This window comes from Actinomyces provencensis, assembly GCF_900155435.1.
GTDB lineage: Bacteria > Actinomycetota > Actinomycetes > Actinomycetales > Actinomycetaceae > Pauljensenia > Pauljensenia provencensis.
The window spans coordinates 3162531-3186975 of sequence record NZ_LT700212.1 but is presented as its reverse complement, the minus strand read 5'-3'; the positions used below and the strand labels follow the sequence as shown (position 1 = coordinate 3186975).

General features: G+C 69.1%; 19 protein-coding genes. 10 read left to right on the top strand and 9 right to left on the bottom strand.

Going from position 1 to position 24445, the window contains the following annotated elements; genetic code table 11:
* The first annotated feature begins 491 nt into the window (after window positions 1-491).
* The 3 genes from BQ9890_RS13800 to BQ9890_RS13790 all read left to right on the top strand — a co-directional run bounded on the left by BQ9890_RS13800 (window position 492) and on the right by BQ9890_RS13790 (window position 3455).
* Window positions 492-767: a hypothetical protein gene (locus BQ9890_RS13800; RefSeq protein WP_075892307.1), complete on the top strand. Its 276-nt coding sequence runs from the start codon at window positions 492-494 to the stop codon at window positions 765-767.
* A gap of 808 nt (window positions 768-1575) precedes the next feature.
* Entirely contained in the window at window positions 1576-2787 is a 1212-nt protein-coding gene (locus tag BQ9890_RS13795) for a sensor histidine kinase (protein WP_195907689.1), read from the top strand.
* Window positions 2784-3455 carry a response regulator transcription factor gene (locus BQ9890_RS13790; protein ID WP_075892303.1) on the top strand — a complete coding sequence of 224 codons (672 nt, stop codon included), beginning with the start codon at window positions 2784-2786 and terminating at the stop codon, window positions 3453-3455. The genes BQ9890_RS13795 and BQ9890_RS13790 overlap by 4 nt, the downstream gene beginning before the upstream one ends.
* A gap of 36 nt (window positions 3456-3491) precedes the next feature.
* Here BQ9890_RS13790 and BQ9890_RS13785 read toward each other — a convergent pair whose 3' ends face one another.
* Window positions 3492-4355: an NADPH-dependent F420 reductase gene (locus BQ9890_RS13785; RefSeq protein ID WP_143226469.1), complete on the bottom strand. Its 864-nt coding sequence runs from the start codon at window positions 4353-4355 to the stop codon at window positions 3492-3494.
* 3 nt (window positions 4356-4358) lie between these two features.
* Between BQ9890_RS13785 and BQ9890_RS13780 the strand changes: the two genes are divergently transcribed.
* Complete coding sequence (locus BQ9890_RS13780; RefSeq protein ID WP_075892301.1) at window positions 4359-5891, top strand: coiled-coil domain-containing protein; 1533 nt, start codon at window positions 4359-4361, stop codon at window positions 5889-5891.
* A 342-nt stretch (window positions 5892-6233) separates the two neighbouring features.
* Here BQ9890_RS13780 and BQ9890_RS16000 read toward each other — a convergent pair whose 3' ends face one another.
* Together BQ9890_RS16000 and BQ9890_RS13770 are read right to left on the bottom strand one after the other, a co-directional pair.
* Window positions 6234-6398, bottom strand: coding sequence for a type II toxin-antitoxin system antitoxin (locus tag BQ9890_RS16000; RefSeq protein WP_195907688.1), 165 nt, complete (start codon window positions 6396-6398; stop codon window positions 6234-6236).
* Between the two features lie 200 nt (window positions 6399-6598).
* Window positions 6599-7624, bottom strand: coding sequence for an SPFH domain-containing protein (locus BQ9890_RS13770; protein ID WP_078062482.1), 1026 nt, complete (start codon window positions 7622-7624; stop codon window positions 6599-6601).
* A 238-nt stretch (window positions 7625-7862) separates the two neighbouring features.
* On the opposite strand from BQ9890_RS13770, the gene BQ9890_RS13765 reads away from it, so the two are divergent.
* The 5 genes from BQ9890_RS13765 to BQ9890_RS13745 all read left to right on the top strand — a co-directional run bounded on the left by BQ9890_RS13765 (window position 7863) and on the right by BQ9890_RS13745 (window position 12565).
* Complete coding sequence (locus tag BQ9890_RS13765) at window positions 7863-8888, top strand: alcohol dehydrogenase catalytic domain-containing protein (protein ID WP_075892296.1); 1026 nt, start codon at window positions 7863-7865, stop codon at window positions 8886-8888.
* 91 nt (window positions 8889-8979) lie between these two features.
* Entirely contained in the window at window positions 8980-9603 is a 624-nt protein-coding gene (locus BQ9890_RS13760; RefSeq protein WP_075892294.1) for a hypothetical protein, read from the top strand.
* A 606-nt stretch (window positions 9604-10209) separates the two neighbouring features.
* The gene (locus BQ9890_RS13755) at window positions 10210-11256 is read left to right on the top strand and encodes a bile acid:sodium symporter family protein (protein WP_075892292.1); all 1047 of its coding nucleotides are present in this window, start codon (window positions 10210-10212) and stop codon (window positions 11254-11256) included.
* Window positions 11257-11576: 320 nt separating this feature from the next.
* Window positions 11577-12299 carry a RelA/SpoT domain-containing protein gene (locus BQ9890_RS13750; RefSeq protein ID WP_078062481.1) on the top strand — a complete coding sequence of 241 codons (723 nt, stop codon included), beginning with the start codon at window positions 11577-11579 and terminating at the stop codon, window positions 12297-12299.
* Window positions 12296-12565 (top strand): hypothetical protein, encoded by a 270-nt coding sequence (locus tag BQ9890_RS13745; protein WP_075892288.1) that lies wholly within the window; start codon window positions 12296-12298, stop codon window positions 12563-12565. Before BQ9890_RS13750 ends, BQ9890_RS13745 begins: the two co-directional genes overlap by 4 nt.
* A 101-nt stretch (window positions 12566-12666) precedes the next feature.
* Here BQ9890_RS13745 and BQ9890_RS13740 read toward each other — a convergent pair whose 3' ends face one another.
* The 4 genes from BQ9890_RS13740 to BQ9890_RS13720 all read right to left on the bottom strand — a co-directional run bounded on the left by BQ9890_RS13740 (window position 12667) and on the right by BQ9890_RS13720 (window position 17804).
* A complete protein-coding gene (locus BQ9890_RS13740) occupies window positions 12667-13983 on the bottom strand; it encodes a C1 family peptidase (protein WP_075892286.1) in 1317 nt (438 codons plus the stop codon).
* Window positions 13984-14178: 195 nt separating this feature from the next.
* Window positions 14179-15159, bottom strand: a complete 981-nt coding sequence (locus BQ9890_RS13735; RefSeq protein WP_075892285.1) for a DUF3039 domain-containing protein — start codon at window positions 15157-15159, stop codon at window positions 14179-14181.
* A 30-nt stretch (window positions 15160-15189) separates the two neighbouring features.
* Window positions 15190-15597, bottom strand: a complete 408-nt coding sequence (locus BQ9890_RS13730) for a helix-turn-helix domain-containing protein (protein WP_075892284.1) — start codon at window positions 15595-15597, stop codon at window positions 15190-15192.
* 818 nt (window positions 15598-16415) lie between these two features.
* On the bottom strand, window positions 16416-17804 hold the full coding sequence (locus tag BQ9890_RS13720; protein ID WP_075892282.1) for an MFS transporter: 1389 nt from the start codon (window positions 17802-17804) through the stop codon (window positions 16416-16418).
* A 172-nt stretch (window positions 17805-17976) separates the two neighbouring features.
* On the opposite strand from BQ9890_RS13720, the gene BQ9890_RS13715 reads away from it, so the two are divergent.
* On the top strand, window positions 17977-18978 hold the full coding sequence (locus BQ9890_RS13715) for a zinc-binding alcohol dehydrogenase family protein (protein WP_230297965.1): 1002 nt from the start codon (window positions 17977-17979) through the stop codon (window positions 18976-18978).
* A 335-nt stretch (window positions 18979-19313) separates the two neighbouring features.
* On the opposite strand, the gene BQ9890_RS13710 is transcribed toward BQ9890_RS13715, so the two are convergent.
* Window positions 19314-22931 carry a bifunctional proline dehydrogenase/L-glutamate gamma-semialdehyde dehydrogenase gene (locus BQ9890_RS13710; protein WP_075892281.1) on the bottom strand — a complete coding sequence of 1206 codons (3618 nt, stop codon included), beginning with the start codon at window positions 22929-22931 and terminating at the stop codon, window positions 19314-19316.
* A 242-nt stretch (window positions 22932-23173) separates the two neighbouring features.
* Window positions 23174-24169: a 23S rRNA (guanosine(2251)-2'-O)-methyltransferase RlmB gene (gene rlmB, locus BQ9890_RS13705; RefSeq protein WP_075892280.1), complete on the bottom strand. Its 996-nt coding sequence runs from the start codon at window positions 24167-24169 to the stop codon at window positions 23174-23176.
* Window positions 24170-24445 lie beyond the last annotated feature (276 nt).

The window sequence follows — 24445 nt, the reverse complement described above, 5'->3', positions numbered from 1 at the left end:
CGATCTCCCAGACAGATGCCGTCACCACTCCTGAAGAACGCGGCGTGGAAGCCATCGAGGGAGTCGGACTGAAACTCTCGATGATGAGTGGAGATCGCGTGACGGTCAGTGATGGAGCCGCACATTGGTTCAATTCAAGCGGAGAGACTGTCGCAACTATCGAGTTGTCAGCAGATGGTCGAGATTCTGACTTCTCGTTCGATCCGATCAGGCAAGTGATTGCGCCCACTCGGCCAGATTCTCCGCAGGCGTCAGCTGGGAGCCGCATGCAGCAGATGGCTGCTCGGAAGTGCATACCGAAGTGGATTGGTTGGGCGTGGAACATTACTTGGGGTGGGCTCGTCTGTCTTCCACTGTCGGTTGGCGTGAGCGGGGTTGCGACGCCGATTGCAGGTGCTGTGACCGCTAGCGCCTGCGAAGCCGCCGGAGGAGCGTTGACAACTGCGTATTCTTGCTAGATCGACAACGGTTCCGTGAACGGAGGAATCAGCATGGCCACACGGGTGCCAGGATTGGGTTACTCGATCATTCTGTCTGGGGTGATGACGCTCACTCTCTATCTCGTCAGTCGCACTCAGGGGCTTCCTTGGTTTGTCTGGATCTTGACGTTCATAGTATTCTTGGCCTGCGCATTGCTTTGGCAAAAGCTCGGTGCAACGATGAGCGACACGACCTCGTCGCCGAGATCTCGGGTTCCATTGTTTGCGGCGAGCGGAGCCTTCGCGTGTCTGATGCTGGGGGCCCTGCTCTACGTTATTCTGACTTGATCGGGAGCAGCGTGGGCGCCAAAACCCATTGTGTGTCGACAGTTGAGGATGGGCGAGACCTCCGAGTTGAGTAACTCTTGGTCTCCGTGTGTCGGCGAGGGGAGGACGCCGCATGCTTGGACGGACAACGAGACCAGATGGGCATTCGCCGGTTCTCTCCTGGGAATTGCCGCGGTCACCGCCCTCATTCTCCTGTTCGACTGGGAGTGGCACGTTCTTGCGGTCGGAATTCTGGTGATCGCAGGAAGTTGGACCGACCTTCTTCTCAGCCGCCGTACACGCCGCAAGAGCCGCCCCACCGACACCTGACGATCACTGTGGTGCCACTGGGAGAACAGGACCGACGCGGACAGCAAATGACGCTGGTCCGGGCCTGTGGGACAGGGGCCGGACCAGCTCATCTGTCTGCAAGCGGAACGAGTTCATCGCGACCGGCGCGATGAACTCGCGCGTGTGACCACCCGGGATAGGCTCCGATGTGCACCACCTGAGGAAAGGAAAGGGTCAGTGGTCTCCATCAAGAAGTCGTGGTTCCGGCGCCCGCTCGCGGGAGTGGCAACAGGTCTGCTGATGACTCAGGGACTTGTCGCCGCGAGTCTCGCCACGCCGCATTGGATTCAGCAGTCTCCTCCGACATCTGTGACAGCAGTCGGTGGTTGGTTGTGCAAGCTCCACCCAACGCTCCCGCTGTGTAGATCGAAGTGATCCGGGTGCGATGAGAGGCTCTCTTCGGCGATTGCTTCTGCGTCAGCCTGTGGGTGATGCGGCTCGCAGGGTGGGGTTCGGTGTGCTGGCTGTGGTGCTGGTCGTGGCTGAGGTGGTCTCGGGTGGGAGCCCTGATCATCTCGGCGCGTTCACAGTTGAATGGCTGGTCATCGGCTACGGCCTGCTCGCCTTGACGGGGTGGTTGCCAGCCACTGCTGGACTCCTGTACGCGGTTGTCACGTTCGTCGCGATCCTGGCGCCGAGTGACACGCTGATGGTGGGGTTCCCGCTCCTGGGGGTGTTCGCGGTGGCGGGGGACTGGATCTCCAGGGGCTGGTACGTTCCTGCCGCCGCAGTCCTTCTCCTGTCCAGCGTCTCCCAGTTCGCGAGCTCACCCAATCAAGGTGCCTCTGCCCTTGAGGCCTTTCTCGGAGTCATGATGAGCATCGGCGTGGGGTTGGGGCTGCGGTGGAACAGGGCCCGCCTCGCCGGGCTGCACCAGGAGGCCGAGTCCGCTCACCGTGCAGCCGAGGCCGCCCGGGGAGAGGTCCGCCGCGAGATTGCCTCCACCCTCCATGACACGGTTGTGGCTGACCTCGTGCGTCTCCTCGTGGCTTCCCAGTCCCTGACCCGCACCACCACCGATCCCCAGGCAGCCGAGGACGCCCGCGCCCTCACCGACACGGCCCGGGACGCCATGGTTCACCTGCGTGCCCTCATGTCCTCCGCCCTGCCCGACCAATCAACCCAGCCCGAACCCCTCGCGCAGGTCATCGCCACCTGCCAGACCATGCTCGCAGGCCGCTCCATCGCCTTGGACACCGAGGTACCCCCAAGCCTGGACCCTTCCCTCACCCGACGTCAGCGCAGCCTGGTCGCCCTCGTCGTGCGCGAGGCCGCCACCAACGTCCTCAAGTACGCCCGACCCGGCACCCACGCGGACCTCAGCATCGAAACACCCCCAGATGACGGCATCGCCGTCATGGTCACCAATGAGATCGACCCCGCCCGCGACCACGCCCGCGCCACCCTGGGAGGAGGCTTCGGCCTGGACAACCTCACCGCACAGGTGGCCCGGGAAGGCGGAACCGTCCAGTACGGCTCCCGCGGAGCATCCTGGCTCCTGGCAGTCCTCATCCCCGCGACACCGCCGGACCGGGGCGGAGCCAGCCTCCTCACCTCATCCCAGGACACCACGGACACCCCGACACGTGGGACAACCACACCCGCAGACCACTCCGCCCCCACAGGGCCCACGACCCGCACGGAGCCACGGACCGACTCCCCTCACCCCACAGAGGAGACCCCGCTGTGAACGACACCCCCGTGCGCGTGCTCCTCGCCGACGACGACCCCCTCCTGCGCACCTCCATGACACGCCTACTCCAGGGCCGCCCGGACATCGACCTCGTCGCCACCGTCGCCGACGGCGCCCAGGCCCTCCACGCCCTCGCCGACCACCCTGTCGACGTGGCCCTGCTCGACGCCGACATGCCCGTCCTGGACGGTGTCGCCGCCACCACCCGCATCCGGGCCCAACACCCCCAGGTCACCGTCATCATCCTCACCGCCTTCGAACACGACGACTTCCTCCCCCGCGCCATGGCCGCAGGAGCCGCCGGCTTCCTCACCAAGGACACCCCCATCGAGGACCTCATCACCCTCCTCCACCGAGCCCACGCAGGAGAGACGGTCATGAGTCCACGCCCCACCGCCATGGTTCTGGACTCCTACCGCACCCGCGCCACCCTGCGTGAATCTGAGGCCCGGTTCCTCGCAGCAGTGGACACCCTGCCACCCCACCTGCACGACGTCCTCGACCTCCTCGCCGACGCCACCCCCACGCGCACCATCGCCACCCGGCTCCACCTCAGCGAGGAGACCGTGCGGACCTACGTCAAACAGGTCCTCCACCACACCGGCTGCACCACACGCACCGAGATCGTCACGCACGCACTCAGAGCCGACCTGGACCGGACCTGACCCACCCCGAGCACCTGCGGCAGGGTCCCGGCAACCTCACATGTCCCGGTAGCGCTTGGCGATGGCCAGCGCATGGACCAGCTGGGGCGCGCTGTAGGGCTGGACATAACCGGGGGTGTCACGCTGGATCCGCCAGGACTCACTCAGCGGTTGCACGGGCACCGCGTCGAAACCGAAGGCGTCGAGGAGACGTACCACGACGCTGAGTGCGGTCGCGTCGTCGGAGGCGGCCACCAGGCCGCGGCGGTCAGGGTCGCCCGCGGGGCGACCGGCCGTGGTGATCTGCGCGGCGGGGATGTGGTTGAAGGCCTTGACCACGAATGACTGCGGCAGGTGCGCCTGGAGCAGCTCCGAGGTGGTGGTCGTCTCCTGGTCGAGGGCGGGGATCTGTCCGTCGCGGCCGGGGTAGTAGTTGTTCGTGTCGATGACGATCTTGCCGACCAGGGGCTCCACGGGAACCGTGTCGATGGCCTTGAGGGGGATGGTCACGACAGCCAGGTCGGCCGCCTCCGCCGCCTCTGCCGGGGAGTCCGCGGCACGCGCGTGCGGACCGAGTTCGGCGATGAGGTCCTGGAGCACCTCGGGGCCGCGCCTGTTGCTGAGGACGACCTCGTACCCCTGCTCCACCGCCTTCCGGGCGATCTGGCTCCCGATGTTGCCTGCACCGATCAATCCGATTGTGGTCATGTCCGTCACAACGCCGACACGTGGCGACGTATTCCCCCACTGCCCCTTCGACCGCACCGCCTCGCGCCGGGGAGACTCGGGGGCGGGGGTCTGCAGTCGCACGGGCTGCGTGCGGCCCCGACCTGTACGATGGATGGCGACCGTGACCCACGACACGAACGGGTCGCTCTCCCCCCATACTCCCGACCCCTGGGACCTGCCATGAATGAGCATCAAGTGCCCGAGTTCGAAGTCTCCTTCCGTGGATACGACAAGGAGAGCGTCGACCGCTACATCTCCGAGCTCGTCGCCCTCAACGAACAGAACACGCGTGAGCTCTCCCAGCAGCTCGCGGCCGTCTCGGAGCAGGCCACCCGCTCCCAGCAGGGTGCGGAGGCAGCCCAGCACCAGGCCCAGGTTCTCCGCGAGCAGGCCGACGAGGCCCAGGCCCGGGCCGAACAGTCCGAGGCGCGCGTGAAGCGCCTGGCCAGGGAGGTCGAGCTGCTCGACTCCCAGATCCGTCGGGTGGGTCAGGGATCCCCCACGGGCCCAGACTCCGAGGAGGGCGAGGGCGGGGAGCTGCCCGAGTCGGTGGCCTCCACACACACCCAGTTCGAGGAGATCCTCCGCGTCGCGGAGGAACAGGCGAACACGGTCGTGGCCAATGCCGCGAAGCAGTCCCAGCGCCTCATCGAGGAGACCCAGGACCAGATCCGCAGGCAGCGCGCCGATGCCCAGGAGGACGTGAACCAGATCCTCGCGAATGCCCGCAGCGATGCCGAGCAGATCCGCCTGAAGATCGAGACCGAGCAGACCGCCCACCGTGCGAAGGTCGAGCAGCAACTGGGTGAGATCTCGGAGAAGGTCTCCCAGGCCGAACGGGAAGCTGCCGTGGTCCTCGCGGAGGGACAGAGGGCCTCGGCCAGCCTGCGCGCCGACGCGGAACGCGAGTCCTCGCAGATGCGTGAGGACGCCGCCCACATCCTGGCCGTCGCCCGCGACCAGGCCCGGGAACTGGACGTGGCGAACGCCCGTAAACGTGACGAGACCCAACAGGAGTTCCTGCGTCTGCACAATGACGCGGTGGCGCACGCGGAGCGGATCACCGCCGATGCCAATGAGAAGGTGGCCTCGGCCCTCCAGCACGCCGAGCACATCACCCAGCAGGCACACACCGCCGAGGACCTGGCCCGGGCACAGTCCGACCAGGTCCTGGCCGATGCCCGCTCCCGGGCCCAGTCGATCCAGGACGAGGCTCGCCGCACGGCGACCTCCCTGGTGAAGAAGGTCCGCGCCCACACCACGGATGCACTCCACGAGGCCGAGGACCGTGCCCGCTCCCTGCGCTGGCAGCAGCAGCAGATCATCAGTTTCTCCGCCGAGATCAACTCCCTCCTGGAGCTGCGGGAGGGTCGTCACGGTTCCGCCGCGGGTTCCGTGGACCTCCCGGGGGAACCGGGGCAGGACGACGATCCGGACCACACGGACCTTCCCGGGGGGGATCTCCCGGAGGGGTCGGACCTCATGGAGGCCGTGGACGCCGGGACGGGGACGACAGACCGGGTGGGGACCGACCCTGCTGCGGGCGCCAGCCCCGACCCGGGAGCCACTGCCGCGGGAGTCGGCCAGGAGAGGGACGGGGAACCGTCACCCGAACCAGGGTCGGAACAGGTCACGGAGTGGGGCACGGACCAGGACACGGACGAGATCCCGGCGCAGTCGGACCTCCCCCAGCCTCCCCCGCCGCCCACACCCGAGGACGAGGCCTGACCCTCCCCCGCCGAAGTCCGCTCTGTTCTGACCTCGAAGTCCGCTCTGTTCCGGGCTCGAAGTCCGCTCTGTTCCAGGCTCGAAGTCCGCTCTGGCGCGCCCCCGGTGACGAGCCGATCAACCGTTCCGTTGACGGACCCACCCCGACACCTGAGGTCGACACCCCCTCCAGGGGCACGTCACTCCCACAGGACCACTCACAAAAAGTGAGTGGTCGCGCGAGGAGAAGTGCCCCGGCTCGGCCTGTGCCGCGATGGGGTCACCGGCACCCGACTCGGGACCACCTCGCCCCGACAGACGGACTCCGCAGCACCCACCGTCCCGGCACGACCGTCCCCACCGTCACCCGTCCGAGCGTGGCCGTCCCCGTCCACGCATGGGAGCGGCATGGGGATCCCTGCCCGCGTCCTTGAGGGCGCGGCGCAGGAGGACCTCGATCTGGGCGTTCACTGAACGCAGGTCGTCGGCCGCCCACTTGGCGACCGCCGCGTGGACGTCCGGGTCCATGCGCAGGAGGACCTGCTTGCGCGCGCGCCGCGCGGTCGCCCTCGTGTCCGCCTCCTCATCAGTGGAGGGAGCGGACTTCGTGACCGGAACAGAGCGGACTTCGCCGCTTTGGGGGGACGGGCGCCCACCATCCGGCCTGTCGGGACGGACAGCGTCGGGCAGATCGGACGTGTGGGGGTCGACCATGGCTCAGGGGCTGTTCAGGAGTAGAGGGACCCGGCGTTGACGATCGGCTGGGTGCGCTGGTCGGAGCAGAGCACCACCAGGAGGTTGGAGACCATCTGGGCCTTGCGCTCGTCGTCGAGGGCGACGATGTCTTCCTTCTCCAGCCGGCTCAGCGCCTGGTCGACCATGGTGACCGCACCCTCGACGATCTGCTCGCGGGCGTCGATGATGGCGCCGGCCTGCTGGCGCTGGAGCATGGCCTGGGCGATCTCGGGGGCGTAGGCCAGCGAGGAGATGCGGACCTCCACGACCTCCAGGCCCGCGAGCGCCACACGCTCGGCGACCTCGGTGGCCAGTTCGGCCGAGACCATGTCCGTCCCGCCACGCAGGGAGGTCTCCCCCGGTCCCGGCTCGTCGTAGGGGTGGGTGGTGGCGACGTGGCGCAGGGCCGCCTCGGACTGGGTCTTGATGAACTCCTCGTACTCCTCCACCGCGTAGACGGCGCGCGCAGTGTCGGCGACCTGCCACACGACGATGGCGGCGATGTTGATCGGGTTGCCGTCCAGGTCGTTGACCTTGAGTTCGTTCGTCTCGAAGTTGTGGACCTTCACGGAGATCTTCTTGCCGGTCGTCAGCGGCGGGACCAGCACCAGGCCCGTGCGACGGATGGTGCCGATGTAGCGGCCGAAGAACTGGCGCACCGAGGTCTGCCCGGGGGAGACGATCGTCAGGGTCGTGAAGGCGAGCAGGCCGAGGACGAACAGCATGCTGCCCACGAGGATGAGCACCGCGCTCCCACCCCCGTCGGCGGAGACGACCCCGCGGACGAAGACCACCACGGAGAGGACCAGCACCGCCAGGATGACGAGCAGCACCACGAATGCGAGGACGGAGGGGCCCGACGCGGCGCGCTTCTCGTCGATGTCGACGCGGATGCCCTCGTGCCCCACGGGGCGTCCGGCGGGCGTGGTGTCCTCGGGGGCGTCCTCACGGGCGTCGGTCGGGGTGCGCGGATCAGGACCGGCCGGAACAGGACCGGTGGGGTCGGGTCTTGTGCTCATGTCTCCTCCTGGGTGGGTGCGTACGGGGGACGAGGGCGGGTCCGGCCTCGTCGGATATCAACATGATATCTATTTTTCACGTCCGCACAACTGCTGCCGGCACCCGCCTCCGTCGGCGGGGAGAGCGCCCTGCCACCCCCGGACCCGGACCGTCAGCCGCCCGGCAGCACGGGGCCGCACCCCACTCCGGTGGACCCCGGTCCCGTGACAGCGGGCAGGACGCGTCCACAATGGAGGCATGAGAGCAACGGTCCTGCACGCAGCACATGACATCCGAGTCGAGGAGGTCCCCGACCCCGTCATCGAGGAGCCCACCGACGTCGTCATCCGCACGGTCGCGGCCTGCATCTGCGGCTCCGACCTGTGGGGCTACCGCGGCATCAGCGCCACACCCGAGCCCCGGCGCATCGGTCACGAGGCCGTCGGCGTCGTCACCGAGATCGGTGCGGACGTCCACGAGGTGCACGTCGGGGACTGGGTGGTCATCCCCTTCTTCGCGGCCTGCGGACGGTGTGCCATGTGCCGGAAGGGACGCCCCTACGGCTGTCCGCACATCGCCTGGTACGACGGCTGCCAGGCGGAGGCGATCCGGGTGCCGTGGGCGGACGCCACCTGCGTCGTCGTGCCTGGGGGCAACCCGGACCCCGACCTCGTCCCCTCCCTGCTCACCGTTTCCGACGTCATGGGCACCGGATGGCACGCGGCGGTCTCCGCCGGGGTCTCTCCCGGCTCCACCGCCGTGGTCGTCGGGGACGGCGCCGTGGGCCTCAGCGGTGTCCTCGCCTCCGCCACCCTGGGAGCCGAGCGGGTCATCGCCATGTCCCGCCACGAGGACCGCGCCGCCCTCGCCCGCCGCTTCGGTGCCACCGACGTCGTGCCGGAGCGCGACGAGGCGGGCATCGCGCGGATCCGCGAGCTCACCGACGGCTGGGGTGCGGAGTCGGTCCTGGAGTGCGTCGGCACCGACTCCTCCCTGGCCCAGGCCATCGGCTCCACCGCGCCCGGCGGCACGGTCGGATGGGTGGGGGTCCCCCACCAGGCCACCTCCCACCTGGCCGACCAGTTCCGCCACAACATCGCGATGCGCGGGGGAATGGCCCCCACGAGGATCTACGCCGAGGACCTGGTGCACCGGGTGCTCGCACGCGAGATCGAGCCCGGGCTGGTCCTGGACCGCGTCGTCGGCCTCTCGGAGGTTGCGGAAGGTTACGATCTGATGGACCGGCGGCGCGCCATCAAGGTCATGGTCGACCCGACGCGCTGAGGCGCTGGTCAGGCGGCACGGCCACGCACCACGGTCCACCGGCTCGGACAACGACGCACCCCACTCCACCACCGGGCTCCGGGAGGACGACATGACAGGCACGACCGCCCGCTCGACCATACGTTTCGCGGCAGCTGCCGCCCTCGGACTCCTCGCCCTCCAGGCGACCACGGCCTGCAGCCCGGACGTCGGCGCCGATGGCTCCCCGGACACGACGACGGGGATGGCGGTGAGCCGGTCGACCCTGTACATCTCCGTCGAGGACCTCAGCGCGGACAGCACCCTCGTCGTGGTCGGCAGGGTCACCGACCGGACGACCTCGGGCTCAGCGGAGGCCGCCGGCGCCGACCCGGTCCACACCGTCTCGACGATCGAGGTCACCGAGGCCACACCGGCAGCGGGCCGGGAGGACGCGGACACCGACGTCCCCGCGGCGGGGTCGACGATCGAGGTCCGCCAGCTGGGCTCGACCGACGTCGACCAGCTGCCCGCCCCGATCCTCGAGGTCGGCCAGGACTACCTGCTCTTCCTCACACCCACGGGCCTCAGCGGTGGCGCCGCCTCGCAGTTCCACATCACGGGAGGAACCGCCGGTTACTACCGCTCCACCGCCGGGCCGACCGGGGACAGGGCCGACGCGGGCGCGACCTTCGGGAAGGTCGGCGACGAGGGCGACACCCTCCCGGCGACACTCACGGCGGACCAGATCCCCTGACCGGGGCAGGTCGCACCCCTGGCCACGCACACGCCCGGGCCGACGTCGGCGGACGAACACCGCGTGCCGGTCAATGCCACACCAAGTGTTCTTCAAGGGTCGAACGATGGACAGGGCCGCGCCCCGACGGGGCACGCGCCTACAGTCACAGGCACAGCGGGTCGCTCCCAGACCTGTCCTCGACGAGCACCGAAAGGTCGTCCGAACCGATGAGCTCACTCCAGCTCTCGCTCCCGGTACTCCACACCGGCGACGCCCTCGTACGTTCCCGTCGAATTACCGACCCGCCCTCGTCGGCGGACTGACCCGGCTCCCCCGGGAACCCGGGTCCCCGCACGAGGGCGGGAGCACTGGCGGCGGACCCCGCCCCTCCCCCTTGTGCACGCTGGACGTCCCCCGTGCCACCGTCCCACCGGACGACGGGCACACACCCCGGACCGGGGCCGACAGGCCCCACCCACAGGTGTCCACGAGCTGTCGGCGCACGACCTGCGCCCGCCCGTCCGACCTGACACCACCTGACCACGTCCAGCGGTCGCACATCCACCCATCCCCATCGCACCGTGGTGCCCTGCGCCGGTGCCCTCCCAAGAGAAGTGATCGCAGATGTCAAAGGTCCAACAGTTCGGGGCCTGGCTCACCAAGTGGTTCACACTGGTCGTCATCGTGTGGGCCGTCCTCAACTACTTCGTCCCCTCGACCTCACTGTGGGCGAAGTCCTACACCGGGTACTTCCTCTCCGTCGTCCTGTTCGGCATGGGCATGACGCTGAGCATCGACGACTTCAAGCGCATCGCGAAGATGCCGCTGATGGTGATCGTCGGGACTGTCGCCCACTACGTGATCATGCCGCTGCTGGCCGTGTTCCTGTGCTGGCTGTTCCGCCTGGACGGGATGGTGGCCGTGGGCGTGATCCTCGTCGGGTGCTGCCCGTCCGGCACGTCCTCGAACGTCATGTCCTTCCTCTCCCGCGGGGACGTGGCACTGGACGTGTCCATCGGGTTGCTCTCCACCCTGCTGGCGCCCTTCATGGTGCCGCTGCTCATGAGCGCGCTCGCCAGCCAGTACGTCGAGATCCCGGTCGGCGCGCTCTTCATCACCGCACTGAAGGTCGTCCTCATCCCCGTGGCGCTGGGCGTCACGGTCCACACGGTCTTCGGGGCGAAGGTCGCCAAGGTCACCGCGGTGATGCCGGCCGTCTCCCAGGTCGCGATCCTCCTGATCATCGGCGTGGTCGTGGCCGCGAACAACGCGAAGCTCTTCACCGCCGAGACCGCCCTGATCCTCCCCGTCGTCATCCTGCACAACCTGTCCGGCTACGGCCTGGGGTACCTGTTCTCGCGCGTCATGTTCCGCGTGTACCCGCAGGGCTTCCGCTACGCCCAGCAGAAGGCCATCACCTTCGAGGTCGGCATGCAGGACTCCGCGCTCGGCGCCACCCTGGCGCTGCAGGCCTTCGCCGCGAACCCGGTCGTCGCGATCCCCTCGACCTTCTTCTCCGTGTGGCACAACATCTCCGGGTCGGTCCTGGCCTCGTGGTGGCGCCGCCGCGACGACAGGTACAACATCCCCGCCGACTCCCACGACGGTCGCCCGGTGTCGGTGCCCGAGCTCGCCGGTGCGGGTGTGGGCACGGGGGCGCAGCCGGCGTAGTCAGCCGGACTCCCCGTCGGGACCGTCGGTCGCTCCCCGTCCTCGTCGTGATCGACGAGGGCGGGGCGTACCCCTGTGGGACGTGGGGAAACGGGGACGGTCTTGGCCTTGCGCATGCTTGGCAGCGCCCGAGCTCGCTTCCTCCGGCGGCCTGGGTCGACACTCTGCGCAGGTTCGGTAGTGTGGCTGTTCGGTGGCGTGCCAGTTCGGTGGTGTGGCTGTCAGCGACTTCCTGCGGATCCCCGTACCCACAGGTGGATGATGGTTCCTCCGATGGGACCAGATGACCGTGCCACCGGGGGGGAAGAGAGACGAGCAAGATGCCAGATCCACTGAGCGGACCGTCGAAGAGCTCCGTTCGCAGAGCAGGATCCACTGTTCGCGCGTTCTCCAGAGGAGAGGCACGTCTCGACCAACTCAACGTCGCGCTGGATGTCGTCGGTGAGTACCGAGCGACGTTCTCCTATCCGCTCCTCAAGGTGAACAACGGCCTTCGTGGATGCCTGAGCCGCCTTCACATTGATGCCGAGGTCACCCAACGCCTGAAGAGGATGTCGACCATCGTCGAGAAGCTCACGTCGCGCGAGTCCCAACTCGATCTGTCGAGGATGCAGGACATCGGCGGGTGCAGAGTCGTGACCGAGTCCAATGACATCAGTGAGGCACGACGTGTGGAAGCCTGGATCGACGCGGTGTGGGGAGCGCGAGTGCTCCGGCGCAGTGACTACCTCGCGCACCCTCGTCAGTCCGGCTACAGAGCACTGCACGTCATCGTCGAGCGAGACGGCCGACCCATCGAGATCCAGATTCGTACGAAGCGAATGCACACATGGGCAAGCAATGTCGAGGCCTTCTCCGATGTCCTCGGCACCAACTTCAAACAGGATGGGACCAGCGACGTCCAGATCCTCATGCGTCTCATGGCAGACATGGACATCGCTCTGGACGCAGGAGTGACCCCGCCAACGGAACTGCTCGCGAACATCAATCGACATGCCGCACGCCTTCAGGCACACTTGAGCGGTAGAGGAGGCAGACCATGAACGATGGAATTCAGCACTTCCTGCTCGTCTACGACCGTCACCTGGACAAGCTCGTGGAGCAGCGCGAGTTCGGCGGTGATGCAGAGTCCGCTCTCCTCGCGTACAGGGAGGCCGAGCGTCGGGCCGCACGCAACGGCGAGGACCAGCTCGACATCGTCCTGGTCGGATCGGACTCGATTGAGACCGTCATGGCCACGCACGGCAACTACTTCTCCGGCCGGGCACGCCAGAGCGTGGATCACCTGTTGGAGATCGCCGTCAGCTGAGGACGTCGGCAGGACTCGCCGATCGATCCGCGCGGGAGCCATTCGACAATCGCGTCACGCCCACTCCCACATTGAGGGCCGGACGCGACGCGGTCGGGGCCTCAGATCACGTCCCACTCGGGCAGCACGAGAGGTTCCTCCGTCCGGGCGGCCCGTTGGGCCTGCGTGAGACGCTCCGGCGCGACGGCGACGCGGAAGACGTACTCGTCGAACCAGGAGTCGTCCATGGTGAAGAAGCCCTTGTGTCCGACCTCGTCCCCCCAGGAGTTCTCCACACGCCACCGGCGCGGCCGCCCGTCCACCAGATCGACACCCACGAGCGTCATCGCGTGGGTGGACCCCGTGTCGTGGAGGCGCATCCTCTCGGCCTTCGTCATGTCCATCGCCACACCGTAGAGGGCGCCGTAGTCGTGGAGCTCCGCGTCCCAGATCCCGCCCTCCTTGTCGAACTGCTTCTTGACGTCGCACGTGAAGTAGACGGGTTCGCCCTCGCGGATGGCCCCGATGGCAGCCTTCTTGAGGTCCCCGATGGGCGCGGTGATCTGCGAGTACGGTGGGCAGCCCTCCATGTACGGCGAGTGCTCGGAAATGTAGCGGCGCCCCTCGGGGTGCTCCTCGCGGGGGTCGTGGGTGAGTACGACGTAGTCGAAGACCTCGGCCGGCACGTACTTCTCCGCGAACTCCAGCGGGGTCATCCCACCCACGGAGTGGAAGACCTTGTCCGCGTCGCGGTACTGCCACACGAAGCTGGTCGGTGGGGTGCCCAGGTGGATCGCGAGAATCCGCCACACGTCCTTCATGGTCTCGAGGCGGATCGAATCGACGTCGGTGCGCGCGGCCCGTATCCTCCCGACCCCGCGACGCAGCACGACCGCGAGCGCGCGGTTCATCTGGTCGGTGTTGCCCGCTGACTCGGTGTCCGGCATCGCCCAGACCGGGACCAGGCCGTACTTGCGCACGAGGTCGAGGAACTGGATCCAGAACCCGCCGTCCCCCACACCGTTGAGGAGGTTGCGGACGCCCTCGTCACCCAGGGGATCGTCGACCGTCTCGATCGCGCGGACCAGGAGGTGGTTGGCCTTCTCCAGCTTGTCGTGGAAGGCGACGAAGTTTTGCGAGAACACGAAGTCGTCGACGTGCAACTCCTTCACCATCCGTGCCCGCAGGACGTTGAGTGCCGCGAACGCCCAGCACCGACCCGAGTGCTTCTGGTCCGTCACGGCCCAGCTGTCCAGACGCTCCGACGTGGAGTCGTCGATCCGGTTGACGACGTCCCGGTCGAGGCTGACGGCATCCGCGCCCTGGGCGCTGACGGCGTTCTGGACGATCCTGCCGAATGTGTCCGTCCGGAACGAGTGCGCCTCTTCGGCGGCGAACGAGGGCGCGAGCGATCGTGGTTGGTCAGTGCTGGCGGTCATGGACATGCTCCTTGGACGGGACCCGTTCGGCACTGTAGTCCCGTCGCTGCCACCTCCTCCGTGGAGCGTCCACCGCAGCAGGCACATCCGCATCCCGCCGAGGGCCCGCCGTGGGCGGGGCGCCCTCGTCGATGCGGACCGGGCACCAGCGCACCCGCACCCGACGACCGGGGAGCCGCCCACCAACAGGGGTGATCAGCCTCCGTCGACCACCCGCTGGCACTCCGGACACTCCTCCAGACCCTCGGCGTCCTGGGTCGGGACGAAGAAGACTCCGCGCAGGGCGCGAAGCGCCTCCCCGTTGATCGCCGCATCACCGACATGCCGCCGGTGCACCCGGTGGGCCTGGTTCCCGAGGTCGGGCAGGAGGAGCTCGTCGGCGTCGACGGCTGTGTCGAGTGATCCGATCTGCGCAGCCAGGTGGCCAGGCTCCTCCATTGCGGAGTACACCCCGTGGGCGATGTCCCACGCCTGGACGGGACGGGAGATGCTCACGAGGATGCGACGCTCAAGGACCAGTGCCAGGGGGGATCCGGGTCTCTCCAGGTCCTTCACCTGCACCACGTAGTCCTCGACGTCCTCAGCCGTGGACAGCGTGAGCCGCACACGTGCGAAGCGACGGTCCTTCACCGGGTGCCGGATCGACACCGCGACCGAAGGAGTGTCGACCAGTTGTCGGAGCATGCCGACCACAGTCCGCTGGATGTCCAACTCCCAGCGGGTCCGCACGAGGGCGGCAGTCTCCAGCTTGAGGAAGTGCACGTCCTGCGGAGTGGGCAGGAGACTCTGACGCCCTGTCTCCGAGCAGCAGCACAACTCCAGTGACCGGTAGAAGTCGTCGTGGTCGTCGTGACCGCCCTTCGCCAGGCCCGTGGCCACGATCCAACGAGCTCCGTCACCATCGGTCCACACCCCGGCACGCCACTGGCTGCTGCGGATCTCCAGGAGATGCAGGGGCCCGGAGACCCTGATGGTCTTCTTCTCGCCGTCCCGTGCCGGATCCGAGTTGAGTTCCTGGGCGCACTTGCGGAGGATCGGGTGCCGAAGCGCAGCAAACGGGTGCAGGGAGTCGTACCGTCCGTCCTGGACGGCTCGTTGTTGGAACTTGTCCTCCCAGCCGTCGTGCAGAGATCTCAGGACCTGAAGTGTCGGTCGAGCCGTCGGATCATGGTGCACGAAGCAAGTATGTCAACTGCGCGCCTCACATCACAGCATATCGGCCAGTTCTTCGTCAGCAGCGGAGCTCGTTGCGGTCGGTCGAGCGAGACGCTCGGCGAGTTCTCTGCGTTCAGTCTGACGTCGGAGTTCGAAGGCGACGAGGTCGGGACCGCTGATTCTGCGGTCTCGACCCACGTGGTGGAAGGGGATCATGTCGTCATCCAGGAGCTTGTAGAGGTGGGTTCGACTCATCTTGAGACGGGCGGCCGCCTGTGCGGGTGTGAACTCGGTGCTCTGGTCGAGCAGTGCCAGATCGAACCCCGACGAAAGGGAATCACTCAAGGACACGAGCAGGTCGCGGAGCACCCCCTCGGTCAGCCCCTCGGCGAACTCGCGAAGCGCTTCCAACTGGGCAGAGTCGATGTGCTCAGCCTTGGCTTCCACCACAGCAGACACGACGGACCTCCAATGATGTTCTCTCAGGAGTCATAACTGTCACAAATGACTCAGATGTCATAGATGACTCTATCGGAGACGGCAGTCCTTGTCCATCGGGGGATCGCGACAACCGTCATACGCTCCCGGGGCTCCTCCTCGTCCTGTTCCTGCAGGACGGCCCCGATGAAGCGGATGACGCTGGCCGGTCGGGCAAGATCTGCACGACGTCGCCCCTGCGCCTGATCTCCCACTTGAGACCCTCACAGGGGGTTGTGTGGTGCAGATCCTGGACCAGTGGGTCCTGGGGAAGTCGGCGAACGACGTGAGGTCAGCTTGGGAATCGCCCGGCATGCCGGCGATGGCGGCGAACGTGTGGCCCAGGCGGTCTGGGACCCGGTGGTGGACGGCAATCGCGACACGTTCGTCGGTCTGGGCGGAGATCGTCGAGATCAACGCGCCTGCGGGCTCGGAGCACGTGGAACCCGGGCGGGTGGTGGACCCAGCGTCGACGAGGTCGTGGAGGGCGGCCCCGAGGAGCAGGGGCAACACCTTGGCGCCCCGGAAGCCCGGATCGGACTGGAGCTCCACGGACAGGCGAGAGGGAGAACCGGATCGCGGTCTCCGCCGACACCTGGCCTCGGAGTGGTTGCCCGGGTCATCCGCGAGGTCCACCCCGGACCAGCACGGACACTTCCCGTTGCACCACGTCAGGGGACGCACCCGTCAGCCCGTCAATGCGGGCCCGCACAGGGCGACACCTCACGTCCTCGGTCCACTGCAGGTGCATCGGGACACCGGACGTGTGCGGGGCCCGCTTCCTGGCGGGGACCGGAATCTCAGAGGCCCGCGGAGGACGAATGCTCCGCGGAGCCTTCCTCGTCCGTGAGCGGGTGCCGACCGGTCAGTCCACCCTCCACCCCGGGAACGTAGGCGCGGAACTGGGGCACCAGCGCGCCGCAGAGCAGGACACCCAGGACCACCAGGACACCGCCCCCGACGAAGGTCGTCGCCACCCCCAGCCGATCGGCAGCCAGACCGTGGAGGATGTCCGCGATGCGCGGCCCCCCGACCACCACGACCAGGAAGACGCCCTGGAGACGCCCCCGCATGTCGTCGGTGGCCGCGGACTGGAGGATCGACTGACGGAAGGCGGAGGACGCCATGTCCGCCGCCCCGCCGACGGCCAGCATGAGGACCGCGCCGACGAGGAAGGGCATGGCCTGTCCTCCCCCCAGCGCGACGCACACGCCGGCGCCGATCACGGCGAACCCCCACACGGCGACCGCCACGAGCACGGCGCGACCCTGGCGGCGCACGCGTGAGACCCACCCCGACAGCACGCCACCCACCACGGCCCCGATCGCCATGCCGGCCGAGAGCAGCGCGAAGGCCATGCCCCCGGTCGCGGGACCACCGAAGTTGACGTTCGCGGCCTCCGGGTAGAGGGCGCGCGGCAGGCCGAAGACCATCGCGATGAGATCCACCAGGAAGCTGACCAGGAGGACCTTGTTCACCCAGGCGTAGCGGAAGCCCTCCACCACACTGCCCAGACCCAGGGAACCGATGGCGTGGTCGGGGCGCAGGGACGGCAGACGCACCACGGCCCACAGGGTCGCCACCATGGTCACGGCGTCGAGGAGGTACAGGGGCCCGGCACCGAGAACGGGCAACAACGCACCACCCACCAGCGGCCCCGCAATCGCCCCGAACTGCGAGACCGTCATGTTCAGCGAGTTCGCCGCGGGGAGTTCCGGGGCCGGCACCAGCATCGGGATGACAGCGTTGCGGGCAGGCTGGTTCATCGCGAAGAACGATTGCTGCACCGCGAAGATGCCGAGGATCAGCCAGACGTTGTGCAGCCCCAGGAGCGCCTGCGCAGCGAAGGCGGCACCGGAGGCGATCATGCCCACCGTGCTCACGACCAGCACCAGGCGACGGTCGAAGGCATCAGCGATCGCCCCACCCCACAGCCCGAACACGATCAAGGGGACCAGTCCGAACAGACCCGTGAGACCGACGTAGGTGGAGTCGCGCGTGATCGCCCACAGTTGGGCGGGGACCGTCACGACGGTGATCTGGGCGCCGATGACCGTGATGATGTTCGCGTACCACAGGCGCGCGAAGTCGGGATGGTCGAGGGGTCGGGTGTCGGCGAGGACACTGCGCAGGTGGTGCTTCGTGGGGACTCCTGGTGTGGGTGGTGCGAACTGGGCCGGACCGGGCACTCCACCCGGGCACCGGCCCGCTCAACGACCCGGCCTGTGAGGTCGGACCGGACAGACCCTACTACTGCCGCAGCCGCCCTCGTCAGGCCCCCGTTCGCGCGCGGCCGCGCGGGCAGCGCACACAGCGGATACGGTCGGGACCACGGATGACGGACCGACCCAGGAGGGCACGATGGCTCAGACGATGAGGACGTGGCAGGCACGGGGCGGGCGCAGCCTGCAGGACGCGGACGCCTTCGTCGAGGTGGGGCAACCGGTGCCCGAACCGGGCGCCCACGACCTCCTCGTGAGCGTCCGGGCGGTGTCGGTGAACCCCGTCGACACGAAGGTGAGGGCGGGCCTGGCCGAGGGGGCCACCCGCCAGCTCGGCTGGGACGCGGCCGGCACCGTTGAGGCCGTCGGCGCGCAGGTGCAGCGCTTCTCCCCCGGGGACCGCGTCTGGTACGCCGGTGACCTGACCCGTCCGGGCACCCACGCCGAGCTCCACCTGGTCGACGAGGACCTGGTCGGGCACGCGCCCTCGTCGCTGGACTGGGCGGAGGCCGCGGCGATGCCCCTCACCTCCCTGACGGCGTGGGAGACGCTCGTCGAACACCTGGGTCTCGGGACCCGCTCGGTCGGCACACTGCTGGTCATCGGTGGCGCCGGCGGGGTCGGGTCCGTCGCCACGCAGCTGGCCAAGGCCCTGACCGGGGTGCGGGTGGTGGCCACTGCCTCGAGGGAGCGGTCCCGGCAGTGGGCGCTCGCCATGGGGGCGGACGAGGTGGTCGACCGGCACGACCTGGCCGAATCGGTCCTCGCCGTCGCACCCGACGGCGTGGACTGGGTGCTCAGCCCCCACACCGCCGGGAACATCGGGGCCTACGCACGTCTGGTGCGTCCCTTCGGCCACGTGGTGGCGCTGGATGAGCCCGAGGGTTTGGACGTGCTGCCGCTCAAGTCCCGCTCCATCGCCTTCCACTGGGAGTTCATGTTCACCCGCTCCATGCACCGCACCCCTGACATGGCCGAGCAGGGCCGCATCCTCGACCGCGTGTCCGCCCTCGTCGACGCGGGGCGCCTGCGCTCCACGCTCACCACCGTCGTCGACCACCTCGATCCAGCCGGGCTGCGCGAGGCGTTCGGCATCGTCGACGAGGGCGGCGCCGTCGGCAAGGTGGTCCTCAGGGGCTGAGTCGCGGGGTGGTGGCGTGCGGGGTGCGCACGACCGCTGTGAGTGCGCGGCACGTCGGACCGCTGTGCCTCCCCGTGCATCGAGGTGTGGTCTCGTTGTGCGGCGGGCCCATATGGGCACCGGAAACACATCGAAACCACATCTGGTTGCAGCTGTGGCCGACAGCGGTGCCCGTCAGGACGCCCACGGCACTGCAAGAAGGACCTCGATCCGGCCAGGTCGACGCACCCGGAGCGCACGCGCGCGCGGACCGGGGTGGGAACAAGGCGGCCGTCAACCCCGGGACAGGGCGGACTTCGAGCCCCGAACAGAGCGGACTTCGGCGGGATGCGGGGTCAGGAGGTGGGGAGGACCTCCTTGATCAGGGGGGTGGGGTTGCCGAAGCGGTGGTTCGTGATCGACACCGCCTGCTCGTGGACGAAGGGCAGGATCTCGACACGACCCGAGTGGGTGACCGGGCCGTCCCAGATCGCCACGTCGATGTCGCCGTCGATGTCCCGTGCCAGCTCCGCCCCGTCACCGCCCAGCAGGCGCACGCGCCCGTCGAAGTGGTGGTCCGCGCCGCGCAGACGCGCGACGAAGGCCTGGCGTGTCTCGTGCACGCAGCGCACGCCGTGGGCCTCGAGCATCACCTGGACCGGAGTGGGGACGGGTTCCGCAGTCGACAGGTGCAGCGGTTGGGCGGCATCCGGGTTCCCACCCGCAGACCTGCGCACCGCCACGTCGCCCCCGGTCAGGGACAGTTCCGTGAACTCACCGGGGGCCAGTGCGGCAGCAGCCACCCGCAGGACGTCGACCAGGGGGACGCCGGCCTCGGCCCGGATGGATGCCGCGGCAGGCAGGTAGCGCAGGATGTTGCGCTCCGATGCCAGGCCCGAGGGGTCGTGGAGCACGTCGAACTCGGTCTCGCAGGCATGCTCGAAGGCGTCCACGTCCCGCTCCAGGCGTCGTCGCTCCGCCACCGAGAGGTGCGCCTCCGCCACCCGCAGGAGCTCTGCGAGCTGCGGCTTCCAGACGTCCACCGGACGCTCGGGCACCTCGGGGTAGCCCTCTCCCCCGACCTCACCCACCGGGAGCTCCTCCGGTTCGAAGCTGCCGTACCCGAAGAGGTGGTTCGGGCCGCCCGCCTTCGCGGTGGCCCCGACACTGGAGCGCTTCCAGCCCCCGAAGGGCTGGCGGCGCACGATGGCACCGGTGATGCCACGGTTGACGTACACGTTGCCCGCCTCGATCCCGTCCAGCCATGTCGAGATCTCGTCCGGGTCCAGCGAGTGCAACCCGGCGGTCAGGCCGAACTCGGTCCCGTTCTGGATGTCGAGGGCCTCCTCCAGGCTGCCCGCACGCATGACCCCGAGCACGGGCCCGAAGTACTCCACCCGGTGGAACTCACTGCCCGGCTCCACGCCGGTGCGCACACCGGGACTCCACAGGCGCCCGGAGTCGTCCAGCTCGCGGGGCCGCAACTCCCAGCTCTGTCCGGGCTCGAGTTCCGTGAGCCCGCGGAGCAGCTTCGCACCGGGGTCCTCGGAGAGCGGACCCATCTGGGCTGCGGGGTTGGTGGGCCAGTCGACCACCAGGGAGGACACCGCGTCGACCAGCTGGTCGTGGAACCGGTGGGAGAACCCGGCCGAGCCGACCAGGATCACCAGGGAGGCCGCGGAGCACTTCTGACCGGCGTGGCCGAAGGCCGAGGAGACCACGTCACGCACCGCCAGGTCCAGGTCCGCGGAGGGGGTGACGACGATGGCGTTCTTGCCCGAGGTCTCCGCCAGGAGGGGCAGGTCGGGGCGCCAGCTGCGGAACATCCGTGCGGTGTCCACCGACCCGGTGAGGACCACCCGCTCCACCCGGGGATCGCGCACGAGTGCCTCCCCCAGGGAGTGGTCGGCAGGAAGCACCAGTTGGACGAGGTCCTCCGGCACACCGGCCGCCCACAGGCACTCGGCGACCACCGCACCGCAGCGCCGTGCCGCTGTCGCAGGCTTGAAGAGGACGGCGGATCCGGCCGCGAGCGCAGCTGCGACCCCACCCAGGGGGATCGAGACGGGGAAGTTCCACGGCGGGGTCACCAGGGTGAGTCCGACCGGGGTGAACCGTGCCCCGGGCAGTGACTCCAGGCGCAGGGCCTGTTCGGCGTAGTAGTGGGCGAAGTCGATGGCTTCGGAGACCTCCCCGTCGGTCTGGTCGATCCCCTTGCCCAGCTCGGAGGCGGCGACCTCCAGGAGGTCGCTGCGCCTGCGCGCCAGTTCCACACCCACGCGGTGGAGCACCTCGGCACGCTCCTTGGCGGGTCGCGCCGCCCACCCCGGTGCCGCGGCCGCCGCGGTGGCCACCGCCCGCTCGAGGGCGTCGCCCTCGTCGATGCGCGCACCCGCGGCGGTGTCCTCGCCCAGGGTGGAGGAGGGGACGCGTGCGAGGATCTCGCCCGCCCAGAGGCGGTTGGCCGGGAGGACGGGGTCGGTGTCGGGGGTGTTGGTGAAGGTCCAGGAGCCCCCGGGGGAGCGCAGGTGGCGCGTGAGAGTGGCCTCGTCCTCGCTGCCGCGGTCCTGGAGTCGGTTGGGGTGCACGCGCAGGTCACCCTCGCGCAGCCACTGTTCGGCGGCGGCGCGGAAGCGGTCCTGTTCGAGGGCGAAGGCGGCGGGCTCGGAGCCGATCTCGAAGATGGAGGCCATGAAGTTCTCGGGTGCGGAGTTCTCCTCCAGGCGGCGCACGAGGTAGGAGATCGCGACGTCGTACTCCTCGGGGTGGACGACGGGCACGTAGAGCAGCAGGTCCCCGACCTCCTCGCGCACGGCCGCCGCCTGCTGGGTGGCCATGCCGGAGAGCATCTCGACGTCGATCGCGTCGCGCACCCCGCGCAGCCCGGCCAGCTCCCAGGCGAAGGCGAGGGTGAAGAGGTTGTGGCCGGCGATGCCGAGGTGGACGTTCGCGGTACGCTCCGGTGTCAGCGCCCAGTCGAGGACCCGCAGGTAGTTGGCGTCAGTGGCACGCTTGGACTCCCAGGTGGCCAGCTCCCAGCCGTGGACGTCGGCCTCGACGCGCTCCATGGCGAGGTTCGCGCCCTTGACCACGCGCACCTTGACGGGGGCGCCACCGCGGGCGCGGCGCGCCGCCGCCCACTCCTGCAGGTCCCGCATGGCGGGCAGGGCATCGGGCAGGTAGGTCTGGAGGACGATGCCCGCCTCCAGGCCCAGGTTCTCCTCACGGTCGAGGAGCTGCTTGAAGACCTCGATGGTGAGGTCGAGGTCGTGGTACTCCTCCATGTCGAGGTTGATGAACTTGGCTCCCGGCTGCGAGGAGGCGTAGGCGTAGAGCGGTGCGAGCTTCTCCACCGCGTGCGCCACGACCTGGTCGTGCGCCCAGGGGCCGTGGGGCCCGACCACGGCGGAGACCTTGAGGGAGACGTAGTCGACGTCCTCGCGGCGCAGGAGGTCGAAGGTGTCGGCGAGGCGGCGGTCGGCCTCGGCCTCGCCCAGCACGGCCTCGCCGAGGAGGTTGACGTTCAGGCGTGAGCCATCGGCACGCAGTCGGGAGATCGCGTCCCCGATGCGGTTCTCGGAGACGTCGACCACGAGGTCGCCCACGAGCTCCTGGAAGACCCTGCGGGCCGCCTTCACGACGGTGGTGGGTGCCAACCTCCCGGCACCGGCGCCCACACGGGCGGGCACGGAGAGCCACGGGGGCAGGAACGGCACGCCGCGACCGCCCAGGCGGGCGAGGTGGTCGGCGGCGACACGGGTGTCCTCGGGGCGCACCACGCCGTCGACGAACTGGACCGTGAAGTCCAGGCCGTCGGTGTCGTCGAGGACGTCGGCCAGCAGTTTCGCCGTGCGGCTGACGGGATACCGTGTGGAGGCATCGGCCCAGCGCCGGGCCGTCGCGGTGGCCCGGGAGATGGCCTCGTCCACGTCTCCGCGCGTCTCGTCCGACCTGTCAGCTCGCTGGGGCGTCATCCCGTACTCCTCACCTCGGGCCCGTGTGGCAGGGAGGTCGGTGGGGGCGACGAGGGCGTCCCCACCCCTGCTCGGTGTCCACAGGCGTGTGTGATCCACCTTACGGCGCAGGGAGGGGTACGCGCAGGTCCCCCCTCCACGGGGCACGGCTCACCCGGCCCTCGACCCACGCCTCACGGCCCACTCGGGGCGTGCCCCGGGGAGGTGCGGCGGGATCCCGTACCCGGGTCGGGACACGACGGTCAGTCGGAGGTGGCGGCGAGGGCCTCCGCGCGCACGGAGGCGACCTCGTAGAGGGCGATGCTGGTGGCCACGGCGGCGTTGAGGGACTCGACCCGCCCCGAGATCGGGATGGAGACGACCTGGTCGCAGGTCTCGCGCACCAGTCGCGACAGACCCGACCCCTCGGCGCCGGTGACCAGGACCAGGGGCTCGGTGGCCAGGGGCAGGTCACGCACCGACACGTCGGAACCCCCGTCCAGGCCGACGACGAAGAAGCCCGCCGTGCGGCACTCCTGCAGGGCGCGCACCAGGTTCGTCACCCGGGAGACGGGGACGCGCGCCGCGGCACCGGCGGACACCTTCCAGGCGGTGGTGGTCACACCTGCGGAGCGACGCTCCGGGATGACCACGCCATCGGCGCCGAAGGCGCCTGCCGAGCGCAGGACGGCACCCAGGTTGTGCGGGTCGGTGACCTGGTCCAGGGCCACCAGCAGCGGCACCCCGACCTGCTGCAGGGACGAGGCGATGAGTTCCTTGAGGTCCGTGTACTCGTACGCCGGGACCTCGATGGCCACGCCCTGGTGGACGGCGCCATCGGTGGCGACGTCCAGGTCACGTCGGGTCACCTCCAGGACGGGGGCACCCTGCCCGGCCGCTGCGCGCACGACCTCCTCGACGCGGTCGTCCCCGATGGAGCCCGCCACGAAGACGCGCGCCACGGGAACACCGGCCCGCACGGCCTCGGCCACGGGATTGCGCCCCGCGATCAGTTCACGTCCTGCCGGGACCTTGATCGAGGACTTCGCCCGGGCACGTGCGATCGCGGCCTCGCGTTCCTCCTGGGCCTCACGGGCGACCTTGCGCTTGTGGGCGGCGTGGTAGGTGCGGTCCTCGGCCTTGGGCGTGGGGCCCCTGCCTTCGAGCTTCTTGCGGGAGTGACCGCCGGTGCCGACCTTGGGGCCCTTCTTGGACCCGCTCCTGCGCACCGCGCCGCGGCGTCCCTCGTTGCCTGCCATTGCACCCTCCCCGTCCGGCCCCCACGGTCGCAGGAGCAGGAACAGCGTAGCGGGTGGCCCCGGCGGGCGGGACGTCAGGTGTCCCGGGAGCGCCACAGGACACGGGTCCTCGACGCGCGAAGGGTCCCTACCGCGTCGAGAGGTGGGGTTCCCACCGAACGGTGGCCCTGTACCCCCACCGCTCGGTGGGAAGTCCACCGTTCGGCGGACGCGCACATGGTCACGGGCGGAACGAACGCACGACGCACAAGGCGTGCCGGAGACGACGCGGGCACC

What these genes read in the sequence shown, in the direction of transcription:
- BQ9890_RS13740 (WP_075892286.1), bottom strand. Translation starts at nt 13,983, where the DNA reads ATGACCGCCAGCACTGACCAACCACGATCGCTCGCGCCCTCGTTCGCC.
- BQ9890_RS16000 (WP_195907688.1), bottom strand. Translation starts at nt 6,398, where the DNA reads ATGGACCCGGACGTCCACGCGGCGGTCGCCAAGTGGGCGGCCGACGAC.
- BQ9890_RS13745 (WP_075892288.1), top strand. Translation starts at nt 12,296, where the DNA reads ATGAACGATGGAATTCAGCACTTCCTGCTCGTCTACGACCGTCACCTG.
- BQ9890_RS13715 (WP_230297965.1), top strand. Translation starts at nt 17,977, where the DNA reads ATGGCTCAGACGATGAGGACGTGGCAGGCACGGGGCGGGCGCAGCCTG.
- BQ9890_RS13755 (WP_075892292.1), top strand. Translation starts at nt 10,210, where the DNA reads ATGTCAAAGGTCCAACAGTTCGGGGCCTGGCTCACCAAGTGGTTCACA.
- rlmB (WP_075892280.1), bottom strand. Translation starts at nt 24,169, where the DNA reads ATGGCAGGCAACGAGGGACGCCGCGGCGCGGTGCGCAGGAGCGGGTCC.
- BQ9890_RS13760 (WP_075892294.1), top strand. Translation starts at nt 8,980, where the DNA reads ATGACAGGCACGACCGCCCGCTCGACCATACGTTTCGCGGCAGCTGCC.
- BQ9890_RS13785 (WP_143226469.1), bottom strand. Translation starts at nt 4,355, where the DNA reads ATGCTCATTCATGGCAGGTCCCAGGGGTCGGGAGTATGGGGGGAGAGC.
- BQ9890_RS13710 (WP_075892281.1), bottom strand. Translation starts at nt 22,931, where the DNA reads ATGACGCCCCAGCGAGCTGACAGGTCGGACGAGACGCGCGGAGACGTG.
- BQ9890_RS13800 (WP_075892307.1), top strand. Translation starts at nt 492, where the DNA reads ATGGCCACACGGGTGCCAGGATTGGGTTACTCGATCATTCTGTCTGGG.
- BQ9890_RS13770 (WP_078062482.1), bottom strand. Translation starts at nt 7,624, where the DNA reads ATGAGCACAAGACCCGACCCCACCGGTCCTGTTCCGGCCGGTCCTGAT.
- BQ9890_RS13750 (WP_078062481.1), top strand. Translation starts at nt 11,577, where the DNA reads ATGCCAGATCCACTGAGCGGACCGTCGAAGAGCTCCGTTCGCAGAGCA.
- BQ9890_RS13765 (WP_075892296.1), top strand. Translation starts at nt 7,863, where the DNA reads ATGAGAGCAACGGTCCTGCACGCAGCACATGACATCCGAGTCGAGGAG.